15 protein-coding genes are annotated in these 13,557 nt (G+C 39.3%); 5 read left to right on the top strand and 10 right to left on the bottom strand.

All coding sequences use genetic code 11. The features are described 5' to 3' along the window. The first annotated feature begins 167 nt into the window (after positions 1-167). The 4 genes from ACQ334_RS21990 to ACQ334_RS21975 all read left to right on the top strand — a co-directional run bounded on the left by ACQ334_RS21990 (position 168) and on the right by ACQ334_RS21975 (position 4,927). Positions 168-797: a TetR/AcrR family transcriptional regulator gene (locus ACQ334_RS21990; protein WP_430990432.1), complete on the top strand. Its 630-nt coding sequence runs from the start codon at positions 168-170 to the stop codon at positions 795-797. Further along, a complete protein-coding gene (locus ACQ334_RS21985; RefSeq protein ID WP_430990431.1) occupies positions 787-2,091 on the top strand; it encodes a TolC family protein in 1,305 nt (434 codons plus the stop codon). Before ACQ334_RS21990 ends, ACQ334_RS21985 begins: the two co-directional genes overlap by 11 nt. A 33-nt stretch (positions 2,092-2,124) precedes the next feature. Next, the gene (locus ACQ334_RS21980; protein ID WP_430990430.1) at positions 2,125-3,243 is read left to right on the top strand and encodes an HlyD family secretion protein; all 1,119 of its coding nucleotides are present in this window, start codon (positions 2,125-2,127) and stop codon (positions 3,241-3,243) included. A gap of 103 nt (positions 3,244-3,346) precedes the next feature. Then, positions 3,347-4,927, top strand: coding sequence for a DHA2 family efflux MFS transporter permease subunit (locus ACQ334_RS21975; protein WP_430990429.1), 1,581 nt, complete (start codon positions 3,347-3,349; stop codon positions 4,925-4,927). A 79-nt stretch (positions 4,928-5,006) separates the two neighbouring features. Here ACQ334_RS21975 and ACQ334_RS21970 read toward each other — a convergent pair whose 3' ends face one another. From ACQ334_RS21970 to ACQ334_RS21940, 7 genes are all read right to left on the bottom strand, one after another. Then, on the bottom strand, positions 5,007-5,423 hold the full coding sequence (locus ACQ334_RS21970; RefSeq protein WP_430990428.1) for an OsmC family protein: 417 nt from the start codon (positions 5,421-5,423) through the stop codon (positions 5,007-5,009). A 39-nt stretch (positions 5,424-5,462) separates the two neighbouring features. Next, positions 5,463-5,810 (bottom strand): arsenate reductase, encoded by a 348-nt coding sequence (locus ACQ334_RS21965; RefSeq protein ID WP_430990427.1) that lies wholly within the window; start codon positions 5,808-5,810, stop codon positions 5,463-5,465. Between the two features lie 2 nt (positions 5,811-5,812). Then, complete coding sequence (locus ACQ334_RS21960; RefSeq protein ID WP_430990426.1) at positions 5,813-6,802, bottom strand: potassium channel beta subunit family protein; 990 nt, start codon at positions 6,800-6,802, stop codon at positions 5,813-5,815. Positions 6,803-6,926: 124 nt separating this feature from the next. Further along, complete coding sequence (locus ACQ334_RS21955) at positions 6,927-8,018, bottom strand: hypothetical protein (protein ID WP_430990425.1); 1,092 nt, start codon at positions 8,016-8,018, stop codon at positions 6,927-6,929. A gap of 169 nt (positions 8,019-8,187) precedes the next feature. Continuing rightward, complete coding sequence (locus ACQ334_RS21950; protein WP_430990424.1) at positions 8,188-8,640, bottom strand: DUF2314 domain-containing protein; 453 nt, start codon at positions 8,638-8,640, stop codon at positions 8,188-8,190. A gap of 102 nt (positions 8,641-8,742) precedes the next feature. Beyond that, the gene (locus tag ACQ334_RS21945; protein WP_430990423.1) at positions 8,743-9,579 is read right to left on the bottom strand and encodes a HEPN domain-containing protein; all 837 of its coding nucleotides are present in this window, start codon (positions 9,577-9,579) and stop codon (positions 8,743-8,745) included. A gap of 25 nt (positions 9,580-9,604) precedes the next feature. Then, positions 9,605-10,219 (bottom strand): hypothetical protein, encoded by a 615-nt coding sequence (locus ACQ334_RS21940; protein WP_430990422.1) that lies wholly within the window; start codon positions 10,217-10,219, stop codon positions 9,605-9,607. A gap of 190 nt (positions 10,220-10,409) precedes the next feature. Here ACQ334_RS21940 and ACQ334_RS21935 point away from each other — a divergent pair, with 190 nt between their 5' ends. Then, the gene (locus ACQ334_RS21935; protein ID WP_430990421.1) at positions 10,410-10,760 is read left to right on the top strand and encodes a helix-turn-helix domain-containing protein; all 351 of its coding nucleotides are present in this window, start codon (positions 10,410-10,412) and stop codon (positions 10,758-10,760) included. 48 nt (positions 10,761-10,808) lie between these two features. On the opposite strand, the gene lptC is transcribed toward ACQ334_RS21935, so the two are convergent. Genes lptC through ACQ334_RS21920 form a run of 3 tightly spaced genes read right to left on the bottom strand, consistent with a single transcriptional unit; the run spans position 10,809 to position 13,460 of the window. Next, positions 10,809-11,375: an LPS export ABC transporter periplasmic protein LptC gene (gene lptC / locus ACQ334_RS21930; RefSeq protein WP_430990420.1), complete on the bottom strand. Its 567-nt coding sequence runs from the start codon at positions 11,373-11,375 to the stop codon at positions 10,809-10,811. A gap of 17 nt (positions 11,376-11,392) precedes the next feature. After that, entirely contained in the window at positions 11,393-12,742 is a 1,350-nt protein-coding gene (locus ACQ334_RS21925) for a hypothetical protein (RefSeq protein ID WP_430990419.1), read from the bottom strand. Next, on the bottom strand, positions 12,735-13,460 hold the full coding sequence (locus tag ACQ334_RS21920; RefSeq protein WP_430990418.1) for a type III pantothenate kinase: 726 nt from the start codon (positions 13,458-13,460) through the stop codon (positions 12,735-12,737). The genes ACQ334_RS21925 and ACQ334_RS21920 overlap by 8 nt, the downstream gene beginning before the upstream one ends. Positions 13,461-13,557 lie beyond the last annotated feature (97 nt).

The raw sequence follows: 13,557 nt of genomic DNA, 5'->3' as shown, positions 1-13,557 counted from the left end.
CACTAATTAGCACGAATGAAGCAATTACGGTTTTATCACTAAAAAATTTATGGGTTACCAAATCTGTGATAATCAGTGTAATCTGTGGCGGAGGAAAAAAAAGTTAAACAAATGTTTGATTAATATTAAACGGTTGTTTAACTTTGTGTTTTAATACAACAAACATCATGGATTTCAACGATAAGCAAATACAGATAATGGAGACTGCAGAAGAGCTTTTTGCTGAAAAAGGTTTTTCGGGTACTTCAGTAAGGGATATTGCCGATGCAGCCGATGTAAATGTGGCAATGATCTCGTATTATTTTGGTTCCAAAGAAAAAATGCTGGAATCGCTATTCAATTACCGCTCGGCCAGCACCATGTTAAAGCTGGAAAGCATGTATAACAATACTGCACTTAGCCCGATGGAAAAAGTGCACCAGATGATTGACTATTATATTGACAAGTTTTTGAACCAGCAATGTTTTCACAAAGTGATGATGAGGGAACAGGTGGGTAATCACAGGCACACCATAGCTGGCCTGATACAGGATTATAAAAAACGTAACCAGGGTTTAGTAAAACAATTGATACATGAAGGGCAGAAAACCGGAGCTTTTGTAAAGAACGTAGATATTCCTTTATTGATGACCACACTCGTTGGTACGGTAAGCCATATGGTAACCACACAGCATTCTTACAAAGAGATCAATAACCTGCAGGCTATGCCTGATGACCAGTTTCAGAAACTGATAAGAAAAAAATTAAGCACACACCTAAAATTTATTTTTAAAGCCATCTTAACTCATGAAGCATAAACTAGTATTAATTATTCTAAGCCTGCTGAGCCTGCAAACATTACAGGCACAGCAAAGCAAAACACTTACCCTTAAAGAAGCTATTGACCTGAGCATTGCCAACAGTAAGCAGCTTAAATTAAATGAAGCCAAAATACTGGAAGCAAGTGCCAGTATAAAAGAAGCTGAAGAAAAGCGTTTACCCGAAGCTGGTATCAGCAGTTCTTATTTGTATTTGCCTGTAAAACCAAATATCAATCTGAAAAGCGGTTCCGGTAACGGCAACGGCAGCCCCAGTGTATCGCAGGCATTTTATGGTATTGCATCAGTATCTGTGCCTTTGTATAACAGTGGCAAATTAAAATACGGTATCGAATCGGCCCGGTATCTGCAACAGGCTTTAAAACTGGATGCTGATAATGACCGCACGGCCGTAATCATGAACACGATCAATGCCTGTATCAATTTATTTAAAGCAAGGGAAGCTATCAGCCTGGTTAAAGAAAACCTGGAGCAATCTAACCAGAGAGTAAAAGATTTAAGCAACCTGGAGAAGAACGGTTTGCTAGCCAGAAACGATCTGTTGAAAGCAGAACTGCAAACTTCTAATATTGAACTGACCTTATTAGATGCAGAAAGTAATTACAGGCTGGCATGTGTAAATATGAACCTGATGATTGGTTTACCTGAGCAAACAGATTTGATACCAGACAGAAATGGTTTAGCATTACCCGAATCAGTAAAAACAATTGAGGAATACGAACAGGATGCTTTACAAAACCGTAATGATATTGCCGCCATTGCTATCCGTAAAAAAGCTGCAGACCTCAATATCAAAACTATAAAGACAGATTACTATCCCAGCGTTGCCTTCACCGGAGGGTATATTGCTGCTGATATTCCAAAATTCTTAAGTATTACCAATGCAGTGAATGTAGGTATTGGCGTAAAGTATAATCTTTCTTCGCTTTGGAAAACAAAAACCAAAATACAAAGTGCCGAAGCAAAGGTGAAACAAATACAGGCCAGCCAGGAAATGCTGGGTGATAATATCCGCCTTCAGATCAACCAGGCATACCAGGGTTATTTAGTAAGCCGCAAAAAAATTGAAGTGTTGGAAAAATCGGTACTGCAGGCTACGGAAAATTACCGCATCACTAAAAATAAATATGATAACAGCCTTGCAACAACTACAGAACTGTTAGATGCTGATGTGGCCTTATTACAAAGTAAATTAAGTGTAACCAACGCAAAAGCAGATTCCTTTTTAGCTTATAATAAAATTTTATACGCTGCAGGATTATTAAAAAATTAATTCATTACCACAACAAACATAAAAGCGACTGATATGGCACAGAACGAAACACCAACCCCGCAAGTAGCTACGGCACCGGAGGCTCCAAAAAAGAAAAGTAAAGTATTCATCATTGTACTGGCATTATTAGTTATTGCCGGTGGATGGTTTGGCTTTAGTAAATACAATCATGGTAAGCACCACGAAGAAACTGATGATGCACAACTGGAAGCAAACATCAGCCCGGTAATACCACGTATTGCCGGCTATGTAAAAGAAGTTCGTGTAAAAGATAACCAGCTGGTAAAAAAAGGTGATACCCTTTTAATACTGGATGACAGGGATATGGCATTAAGGGTACAGCAAGCCGAAGCGGCTTTAGCAACAGCAAAAACCAATTTAGGGTCTGCTGAAGCCAACACTACGGCTTCCAGAGCTACCATCAATAGCTCTCAGGCTAATATTGGTATTGTAGATGCACAGATAGAAGCGGCTAAAGTAAATGTGTGGCGCACAAAACAAGACTACGACCGCTATGCCAATTTAATAAAGGACCATTCTATTACACAACAACAATTTGAACAGGCACAGGCTGCAAAAGAAACAGCAGAACGCCAGTTGAATGTATTGGTACAACAAAAAAACCAGGCGGCGCAACAAACGAATACTGTAGCATCTCAAAGCAATGCTACTTCTTCACAAATTGGTGTAGCCGGAGCCGTTATCAAACAAAGGGAAGTAGAAGTTGCAGAAGCAAAACTGAATCTTTCTTATGCTGTGGTAGTTGCACAAGAAGGTGGATTGGTATCTAAAGTAAATGTACAGGCCGGCCAGTTTTTACAGGCAGGGCAACCTGTTTTCAGTATTGTATTGAGCCAGGATATTTGGGTGATTGCTAATTTTAAAGAAACGCAATTAGAGAAAATGAAGATCGGCCAGCATGTTACCGTACACGTAGATGCTTTTCCTGATCATTCTTTTGAAGCTACATTAAGTTCCTTTGCTGCTGCAACGGGCTCACGCTTTGCTTTATTACCTCCCGATAACAGCAGTGGCAACTTTGTAAAAGTGGTACAACGTTTACCTGTAAAAATTGAATTTAATAGTACTGATGCTTTGGTTAAACAACTAAAAGCGGGTATGAATGTGAGCGTGGATGTGCATCTGGATTAAAGCCGGGCACACGGATTACACAGATTAAACGGAGTATCGGGATTTTTTATTTTGATTTAAAAATCTTTAACGCTCTTTTTACCAGAGCAATGAAATATTATATATGCAACAGATGGAATCTTTAGTGGAGTATGGTTCAAGACGGGTAATTATTACCATAACTGCAATTATATGCGCCTTGCTGGAAATTGTAGATACCACCATTGTGAATGTAGCGCTTAATGATATGCGTGGCACATTAGGTGCCACACTTACCGAAGTAGGTTGGGTGGTTACTGCCTATGCCATCGGTAATGTAATTATTGTGCCTATGACAAGTTGGTTATCGCAACAATTTGGGCGAAGCAATTATTTTGCGGCTTCTATTATTTTATTTACCGTATGTTCTTTTTTATGCGGTAATGCTACCGGCATTGTAGAGTTGGTATTATTCCGCTTTTTGCAAGGTTTAGGTGGAGGTGCTTTACTGGTAACTTCCCAAACCATTATTACAGAAAGTTATCCTCCTGAAAAAAGAGGCATGGCACAGGCCATCTATGGTTTAGGTGTAATTATCGGTCCTACACTGGGGCCGCCATTAGGTGGTTATATTGTTACCCATGCATCATGGCCATTAATATTTTATATCAATATTCCAATTGGTGTAATTGCCACTTTACTTACGTTACAGTTTGTACGCAGTCCTAAATACGGCGAAAAAACTGCTGTGGCAGATGTTGACTGGCTGGGTATTGCCCTACTGGCAGTTACAGTAGGTTCGTTGCAATATGTTTTAGAAAAAGGGCAGGATGATGATTGGTTCAGCAGCGGCCTTATCGTTACCCTTGCCATCACTTCTTTTTTAGGTTTGTACTTTTTTATATGGCGTGAACTGACGGTAAAGAAACCCATTGTTGAACTGAGGGTGTTGAAGAATGGTAATCTGAGGGTAGGTACAATTCTTTCTTTTATTATGGGCTTTGGCTTATACGGATCCACATTTATCATCCCCCTGTACACCCAATCTATTTTAGGGTGGACGGCACAGGAGGCAGGCATGCTGATGGTGCCGGCAGCATTAACCACAGCATTTATGATGCCCATTATTGGTACACTTTTACAGAAGGGTGTACCACAACAATACCTTGCTGCATCCGGTTTTATTCTCTTCGCTGTGTTTACTTTCTGGGGGTATGTTATTCTTACGCCTGATACCAATGCGGATGATTTTTTCTGGATGCTGATTGTACGTGGCGTTGGTATGGGCATGTTGTTTATACCTATTACCACACTTTCATTATCTACTTTAAAAGGACAGGAGATCGGGCAGGGTGCAGCCTTCACCGGTATGATGCGCCAGCTGGGTGGTTCTTTTGGTATTGCTTTGATCACCACATTTATATCAAGACAGAATGTGGTACACCGTACCAGCCTGGTAAGCCATTTAGATATTAATAATCCTTCGGTACAGCAAACTGTGCAGACTATACAGCAAGGATTAATGAGACAGGGCAGATCAGCTGCCGATGCACTTAAAACCGCTTACGCAGCACTTGATGGCAGGGTTAGCAAGCAGGCGGCCGTGTTATCTTATATGGATGTGTTCCTTTACCTGGGTATTGCATTCCTGCTTTGTGTACCTTTTATAATTATGGCAAAGGGAACTAAAAAGAAAAAAGTAGATCTGTCGGAAGCCATGCATTAATTGATTCTTATGCTAAACTAAAATACAAAAGCCGTCGCCAGCAAGTTTGGGGACGGCTTTTACTTTACAGCTGAAAATATTATTTTAAAGTTGCTTCGTGTGTAATGTTTGTGTTCAGCAATTTTGAAATAGGACAATTTGCTTTTGCATCTGCCACACATTCTTCAAATTTTTCTGCACTGATACCGGGTATACTTGCAACCACAGTTAAGTGTGATTCAGTAATGGCACCTGCGGCCGGATCTAAAGTAATTACGCATTGTGTTTCTATACTGTCTGGCGTAAAACCTGCGCCGCCCAAAACAAAACTCAGTTTCATACTAAAGCAACCGGCATGTGCAGCAGCTACTAATTCTTCAGGATTGGTACCTACGCCTTCTGCAAAACGGGAGTTGAAGGAGTATTGTGTTTTGTTTAAAGTGGTGCTTTGTGTGGTAAGGCTACCATTACCTTCTTTACCAGAGCCGTTCCAAACGGCAGTTGCGTTACGTTTCATAAATTTTAAATTGTTTTGATTGAGTGTACTTAATTTATTTTAAAGCCCTTTATAGTCTGTTTCGTTAAAACCTACAACCAGTTTGCCTTCTTGTTCAATGATCGGCCTTTTTATAATGCTGTTGTTGTTCAGCATTACTTGTATTGCTGCAGCCTGGCCTGTTACTTTTTTTTGCTCTGCTTCCGGTAATTCCCGCCAGGTGGTACTTCGTTTGTTAAAGATAGTCTCCCATCCTTTTATATCGCACCATCCGGCTAATTTTTTGTTGGTTATTCCCTGCAATTTATAATCATGAAAGGTAAAAGCAATATTATTTTTGTTTAACCAGGCCATGGCTTTTTTAGTGGTATCGCAATTGGGGATGCCGTAGAGGATTGTATTTTTCATAATTAAAATTCCGGTAAGGTTGGTTTTGTTTTCATAATACCTTCAATCTTTTCCATTACATCAGGTGTTAATTTTTCCAATGCTTCCAAAGCTTTTAAGTTATCTAACAGCTGTTGTTTTTTTGTAGCACCTAAAATGGCGGTACTTACATTAGGGTTTTTAATACACCAGGCAATACTTAGTGCAGCAGTAGTAACGCCTGATTTAGTGGCCAGTTCGCTTAGCTTTTTTACTTTCTTTACTTTTTCATCCATCACCCAACGCTCTTTAAGCCAATCAAATCCTTCCAATGCAAAGCGGCTGCCTTTAGGAATACCATCATTGTATTTACCACTTAAAAGCCCTGATGCCAGCGGGCTCCAGATGGTAGTGCCCATACCAACTGTTCTGAAAATATCCAGGTATTCCTTATCTACTTTTTCTCTTTCAAATAAATTGTATTGTGGTTGCTCCATGGTAGGGCCGATCAATCTTAATTTTTCTGCTACACGGTGGGCTTCCATAATTTCCACGCCACTCCATTCGCTGGTGCCCCAGTATAATACTTTGCCTTGCTGTATCAAATGGTTCATGGCCCAAACGGTTTCTTCTATGGGAGTGTTTTTATCGGGGCGGTGGCAGAAGAACATATCGAGGTACTCCACCTGCAAACGTTGCAAAGCTTCGTCACAAGCTTCCAGTAAATGTTTGCGGTTGTTACCGGTCTGGTTGGGTTTATTGGCCTTGCCTCTCCAGCCCCAGAATGCTTTGGAAGAAACCGTGAAAGAAGTACGGTCCCATTTTTTCTTTTTAATTACCCGGCCCATCATTTTTTCACTTTCGCCCAGTGCATATACTTCTGCATTATCGAAAAAGTTGATGCCGTTATCGTAAGCGATGCCCATTAATTCATCGGCTACCTTATCATTAATTTGTTTACTGAAACTTACCCAGCTGCCAAAGCTTAGTACGCTAACCTGTAAGCCGGATCTTCCGAGGCGACGGTATTGCATAAAATGTAGTTTAAAAATTGAGGTGTGAAGTTAGTATAAGAGAAGGAAATGAAATTTTCGAGATTGGTTAAAATAATGGGGTGTCTTTGTTGGAAGTTGTCTGATACAATACCACTTTATACCACTACACTATTATTTTATCTACTTCCTTCTCAAAAAAATGCAGCGTGCCCCTGCTATCCAATTGATACAATTTTGCATTATCAATCCTGGGGCCCTCAGATAAAGTAGTCCATTGCCCCTGGCTGTCATCAAACACATATTTCCAATCTATTTTTAAAGTTTGCCGGTTAATGGCTACAATTGCGCCTATGTGGTGATCAGGTTCATCTGGTATTTTCATATCTGCAGCGCAGAAAAAATGAGCATCAGTTACACCATATATATTCAAATCATTTATACCTCTTACATTCTGCTTCATTAATTCTTCTGAAAGGTAAGTTATAGTTAGTTCATTAGTCTTTAAGTCGATTTCCCAATAACCTATGCCGCCTAATCCTACAAGTTTTTCCTCTGCCGAAAAAAGAAGTGTTGTACCAGGATTTATTTTATCCCATTTATTTATCACTTTTCCGTTTGTAATATCCAAAGAAACAATTAAGCTTTCCGACAACCCTACAAATAATTGCCCTCTCCACTCACCAATAAATTTTTCGAAACCATATGGAGTCTCAATGGAAAGCACATCTTTATAAGTGCCCAATTCTTTTAAATCAAATTGCCAGAGCAACTCACCATTAATTTTATTGTAACAAAAAATTATAGATAGCTCCTTTATAATATCAATGAAACAAATAAAAAATTGATTTTTACCGATATAGTTAAAGCCAGATGATTTATCTACACGCCATATTATTTTATTTTTCCTGAAATCGAACTTAATAGTACTTTTTTGATTAGTCACTTTATCCCTTTCCATACAATAAGCAAGGTATTGTCCATCTTCAAAAGAAATAACGTTAAAATACAAATCAAATCCCTCTATTTTTTTATTGTCGATGACTATTTCTTTTCCATGCAAAGTGTTTACATAAACAATATCATCAATTGAATATACTTCTTGAAATTTATCTTCATCAGACAAAATACATAACGAATTATAATTCTTGTCTACATAAAAAAGATCATTTTTATTTGTGTCTTTTTTTATATAATAAAGGTTTTCATTAAAACAATAGCTTTTGATTGCATTTATTGAATGCTTTTTTAAATACATGTTATTCAACTTTTACAATATTGTTAATAATATTACCTCTTGTCGCAAGTGTTCTTCCGAAGGAAGGCCACTTCTGTCTTCTGATCTTAGCGTTGCTGAGCGAAGTCGAAGGACAAACGCAGTATAAACTTACTTAAAATAAAAGCACCAGTGATTTAAAGCAGCTTCACTACTCTCCCCTAAGATATTTCTCAGAAAAATAACCCCTTTGTGTATTGTCTGAATAATTATAAATAGTCCAGTCTTCTATATCTTTTTGATTCACCCTTACCGTATCGCCTGTTTTTACATTTTGTACATTGTAAGCACTATCAACAAAAACGCAGGTGAACACACCATTTGTAAATGCAATGGGTGCCGACCACATGTGTTCGTTAATCTCTTTATCGGAGTAATTGGATTTTATGGTAAAGGCATAATTGTCGTTGTGACCGTTTATTTTAAACCCGGTAATAAATTCATCCATATATTTTTGAGCAGTATCTTTTAACGCTAAAAATTTTGCATCGCCGGCAGGAAGTGTGGTAATATGCTTTTCGTGGTCCACAATTCTCTGATCTTTAGGTTTACACGATGCTGCCAGTAAAAGGATACAACAAATAGGATACAACCTGGTTTTCATAATAAATTTTTTTTCCTCATTGAAAATACAACTTTTACTATTGCTAAAACCGGGGCAATAGCTATCTATATCGAAAATAACAGGAAAAAGTAAGTTGAAAAATTACAGCACTGCACTGCCCTGTATTGAAATTTTATACATCTTTTGCAGGTGCACTATTCTTTCCAGCAGAATAGCTGCATCATGCTTTGTTATCACAAATTCCTGCTTATGCTTTACATAGGCATTGGCCTGCTGCAATAACTGAAAGAGCCGCAATTCCTTCTCGTTATCTTTAGGAAACAGATCGGTTATTCTATGAGTAACCAATGAACAATAGCGCAGCAATTTATCCAGGTTATGCGTAGGCATGTGCAGGCCCGAGTGTTTTTTAAAAATACTGCACAGTAACAGCACCGCTGCCTGCTGCAGCATAAACAGGGCCATTTTATTCTGCCGCCTCAGCAGGTACCATTTTGTGCCTTCTATAAACTCGTTTGCCCGGTTATAGACCTCCGTCCAGTAATCATCATTGCCTTTTTTTTCACCGGTTTCGTTCAGGGTATTCTTTGTTGTTACCATCCAATCGTCAACGCCGTACAACAATTCGGCATTTGCCAGTACAGTGGCAACAAAACGGTGCCCTTTAGCATGCCAGCTGGTGAACTGGTTGATACTTAAAATTATTACCGTAACAGGAACAACATTGCGACAGGTATTTTCTATTCTGTCCTGCAGATCGTTATGGCCATAGCAGGTATCTTTATTTACCAGTACCAGCAGGTAATAATGCCCTGCCCTGTTACAGCCTGCTGCAGGATGCCCGAAAATACTTTCTGTGCGCTGCCGGCACATGCTTGCGCCAAGCAGGTAAATCTTTTCCACAGTACTGATTTTCAATATCAGTGCTGTCAGTACTTTTTTGTGGTTGCCGCAATTTTCTATCGTTGGTAAATTCATGCTATCCTTTTAATAAAGCAGCGGTTTATTTTTTGCGTCTTTGTTTTCCATGCCCCTGTTTTTTCAGAACCTGTATCCGCACTTCGATAAGGTGGCAGGCCTCTATTAATTGCAACAGGCAGAGGCGTATTTTTAATAACTGTCCGCTGGTATACTCCCCGTCAATAGCGTTCCTGCTTAGTGCATACGCCTGTATATCGCCAATAATTTTTGTACATAAAGCCACAGGCATCCGGGCAGCAAATTTTTCAATCACTTTGCAGGGATCCTGATATTGCTTTATCGTAAGGCTGCGTGGGAAACAACTCCAGCCATTGCCGTGCTGCAGGCTGTTTACAAAATCGCTTTGCCGTAAAATACCAGGTGCCGGTTGCTTTTCTGGTTGCTTCACCACAACAGCTGCATGTATAGTGTAATCCTTGCTGATAGTTACAGCTGCCGTACATAATTCCTGCAGCTTTTCCATAAACAACAGCAAATGATAGGGAGCTTCCTTATCCCAGGGCTTTTTATTGCCTGCGGCTTTAATAATAGTTTCCCAATACCAGGTAGCATCAGGCAGCCCGTAACAATCAAAAAAATCGTGTATGGTGCTGCAGGCAAATTGTATTGCTTTATCTTCGGAAAGACAAGTCATCATAAAAAAGATTTCGGGTGATGATTATGGGAGTGTCTTTTACTGGTACAGATCGTAGTTTAGTGCAGCTGAAGTAGATTGATGTATATTTTTACTATACCTTTGTTAAATAGAACTCCTGCACAAATATTTCAAAATATTTTTGAAATAGACAAATTATTTTGATTCTTTTTATGCACAACTGTTGATATTTATGAGTTTCTTTTCAAAAAACATCTTGTTCTTACGCAAAAAAGGTAAACATACCCAGGCCGCAATGCCAGGTTTTGTTGGTATTGGGCGTGCCACATGGTCAAATTATGAGAATGGGCTTACCGAGCCCGATTTTGACAAGTTAATTGGAATTGCTAAATTCTTCAAGGTTTCTATTGATGATTTGCTGACTACAGATATAGAGCTAAATGCCGCCCATGGCGAAAATAACGTGGTAAATGACCCACAGGCAGATTATGCAAAGAAGGAACAGGTAAACTGGCTTATTCTGCAGGGTTTAAATACTTTAGGAGAGGATATTGGTAAGATCAAGGAAAAGCTGGGTGTGTAAGGTTTTATCCGCACCTGTTTTAAATAATAAAAGCTAATAGTATTGCAATTAATTTTCCGGAAACTGCGATGACGGCACTTTTATAATAGTGTTGGTAGGATTGATCACATGCTTGTCTTTAAAATCCTGGCTGGTTTCGAAACCGGTACCATTGATGATCTGCATTTTGGTTCTTATCTGCACCGGCTTGTCGGTATAAAACTGGTAGGTAGGGCGGCTTCTGTCCCAGTATAATTCATCGCAGTACAGTGTATCGCCGTTAGTGAGGCCAATAAAACGTACACTATCTCTCAATAAAATTTTACTCTGGCTTTCGATATACTTAGCGTATTTGGCATCCAGTATACTTTCAATCTTTGCAGTCTCGTTATAAAAATCTACGTGTAATGTTTTAGGAAATTCTACATAAGGTAAGGTATCCTGTACTCGAAGCATTAATGGCGATTGCAGTATGGCCTTGGTTTTGCCATTGTTGGTGTAGTTAACATTTACTTTTGCAGCTTCTTCTACACCCAGTTTTTTTTTGGTAAGATCGTCAATTTCTTTGGCGCTGTTTTCGCAGGCCGATAAAAAAATGCAGCCTGTAAGGAAGACTGCACTTAATAATATGTACATTTTTTTAAAAAACATTCTTAATTGTACTTGCGTTTAATAAACCAACTGGCATTCATAGAAACACCAATACTAAAGCGTACGGTAGTTTCTTTAAGGTTGGCATTTTTGTCGCCCCTGTTGCCTATTTCCAAAGCCGTATTCAGCACCACGTATTCAGTAGTATAATAACTTACTCTTTGCAAAGAAGTTAATGGCATACCGGTTCCTAAAGTAATAGCATACTCGGGTCGGCTGTTATTGGTTTTAATATAATCAGGGCCATAATAAAAACCTGCCCTGTATTTTACATAATTAAAATATTTTTTTACAGGAGTGTTTATTTTGGCAGGATAGTATTGTCCGCCAACTCTTAATGTCCAGTTACTCTGCACCTGGTCGGCCTGGTCGTAGTAACGGTATTTGTTCCAGTTGGTCCTTTCAAAATCGGCACCTAATATCCAATGCTGATCCTGGTAGGTAAAACCTGCACCAACGGAAGCCGGGTATTGTATCGTTCCTTTTACGTTTTTATTTTCATACACACTATCAACACGGAAGCTGGCATTGTTGGCATCATACTCAAAAGTTTCCCTGATATCGTCTCGTTTTGCTTTCAGGCTTTGCTGTAAGTTACCGTAGGCGCCTATACGCAAACGGGGAAACAACTGGTCCTTATCTTTATTTAACGGAATCTCGTATTGAAAACCGCCGGTTACCAGGATACCGCCAAAAGTGGTTTGGTTGGCAGAATTAGATTTATAGTAAGTAACGGTATCGTTAATAAAATTCAATCTTGTGCTGTAGTCTTTATTACCAAACATGTAGCCGGCATTAATACCTATACTAAGGTTTTTTATCTTTATACCGGTACCGATAAACGCTTCGTTGGTGCCCCCGCTACCTTCGTATAAAGTATTTAAACTATCAATATTATTCAGGCGGCCAAACTTTTCAATTTTGTAGTTTACTTTGGTAACCGGTTTAAGGCCCAGGCTCATGCCCCAGTATATTTTCTTCTTGCGCATTTTTTCTGTAGTAAGCGGAAAGCCTAACTGCAGGTAAGAGAATATGGTGTTGGTGGAACTGAATTTTTTAACCGGGTTGGTACTTTTTAAATTCCGGATATCTACCTCACCGCCAATATCAAAAATGGTAAGCGGCAATGTACCCAATGTTGCAGGGTTTACAAAGTTGATACTGCCAAAGCCTTCCAGGCTGCTTTTGATATCTAAAAGACCGGCCGCAATACCACCCATTGCCCGGGATGCAATATTATGATTGGGTGCCAGATCGCCTAAGCCATATCTTGAATAGGGAGAATTTTCCTGTGCAACAACCGCTGTAGAAAAGCCACATGCCACAAAAAGTACGGGTATAAATTTAGTCATTGTTAGTTTCGCTGAGTGCATAAAGTCCTTTAAATAAAAAATTACTGTCGGCAAATATCCTGTTTTTAAGCCGACGAGCAAAATAGGCCGCATCACCCCCGGTTAAAACGACGTTAAAGTTGCCGTATTTTTGGGCATATTCATCAATAAATCCGTCCATTTCATAGGCAATTCCGGCTATTACGCCGCTTTGCATATTTGTTTTGGTATCGTAGCCAATTACCGGAAAATTCCATTCTGCCTGCACTAAAGGCAGCTTTGCTGTAAAAACCTGCATGGCTTTAAAGCGCATTTCCATACCAGGTGATATGCTACCGCCTATAAACTGGTGGTATTGATTAATAAAATTATAAGTAATGCAGGTGCCCAGGCCTATTACCAGGTTATTCATCCCGGGATAAAAATGCACTGCAGCAGCACTCAACGCCAGCCTGTCTGCCCCGATAGTTTCCGGCTTACCCACAGCCGTGGTAAAATTGGCCCTGGTAAGATGGGATAGCTTGTGAAATTTTGTTTTGGATGCCAGGAAAGTTTCCAGTGCCGGGTTATGATTAATAACCGAAGACAATATTGTTTTTTCTGGTTGATGAACAGTCATTAGCCTTTCTATAGTAAACATCTCATCATTAGGCAGCACAATTTCTTCTTTAAAGTTATCTCCTTCAAAGATGGCTGCCTTAAGGCGGGTATTTCCAAAATCAAGACACAATGTTTTCATTTTTTTTGGTTTAGAGGTTCAGGAGTTTAAGGTTTAGAAGTTTAGGGTTTAGTTGCTGGTAGTTTAGTTTGTTATTACCTTGCAACGCAAATATTTT

Source organism: Ferruginibacter sp. SUN106, assembly GCF_050611765.1.
In the GTDB taxonomy this organism is placed as follows: Bacteria; Bacteroidota; Bacteroidia; order Chitinophagales; family Chitinophagaceae; genus Ferruginibacter.
The sequence above is the reverse complement of the archived record's forward strand: the minus strand, read 5'-3'. Positions and strand labels throughout refer to the sequence as shown.

Coding starts and splice junctions, on each gene's coding strand:
- ACQ334_RS21980 (WP_430990430.1), top strand. CDS start 2,125: ATGGCACAGAACGAAACACCAACCCCGCAAGTAGCTACGGCACCGGAG.
- ACQ334_RS21975 (WP_430990429.1), top strand. CDS start 3,347: ATGCAACAGATGGAATCTTTAGTGGAGTATGGTTCAAGACGGGTAATT.
- ACQ334_RS21960 (WP_430990426.1), bottom strand. CDS start 6,802: ATGCAATACCGTCGCCTCGGAAGATCCGGCTTACAGGTTAGCGTACTA.
- ACQ334_RS21985 (WP_430990431.1), top strand. CDS start 787: ATGAAGCATAAACTAGTATTAATTATTCTAAGCCTGCTGAGCCTGCAA.
- ACQ334_RS21950 (WP_430990424.1), bottom strand. CDS start 8,640: ATGAAAACCAGGTTGTATCCTATTTGTTGTATCCTTTTACTGGCAGCA.
- ACQ334_RS21965 (WP_430990427.1), bottom strand. CDS start 5,810: ATGAAAAATACAATCCTCTACGGCATCCCCAATTGCGATACCACTAAA.
- ACQ334_RS21935 (WP_430990421.1), top strand. CDS start 10,410: ATGAGTTTCTTTTCAAAAAACATCTTGTTCTTACGCAAAAAAGGTAAA.
- ACQ334_RS21925 (WP_430990419.1), bottom strand. CDS start 12,742: ATGACTAAATTTATACCCGTACTTTTTGTGGCATGTGGCTTTTCTACA.
- ACQ334_RS21945 (WP_430990423.1), bottom strand. CDS start 9,579: ATGAATTTACCAACGATAGAAAATTGCGGCAACCACAAAAAAGTACTG.
- ACQ334_RS21920 (WP_430990418.1), bottom strand. CDS start 13,460: ATGAAAACATTGTGTCTTGATTTTGGAAATACCCGCCTTAAGGCAGCC.
- ACQ334_RS21970 (WP_430990428.1), bottom strand. CDS start 5,423: ATGAAACGTAACGCAACTGCCGTTTGGAACGGCTCTGGTAAAGAAGGT.
- ACQ334_RS21955 (WP_430990425.1), bottom strand. CDS start 8,018: ATGTATTTAAAAAAGCATTCAATAAATGCAATCAAAAGCTATTGTTTT.
- lptC (WP_430990420.1), bottom strand. CDS start 11,375: ATGTACATATTATTAAGTGCAGTCTTCCTTACAGGCTGCATTTTTTTA.
- ACQ334_RS21990 (WP_430990432.1), top strand. CDS start 168: ATGGATTTCAACGATAAGCAAATACAGATAATGGAGACTGCAGAAGAG.
- ACQ334_RS21940 (WP_430990422.1), bottom strand. CDS start 10,219: ATGATGACTTGTCTTTCCGAAGATAAAGCAATACAATTTGCCTGCAGC.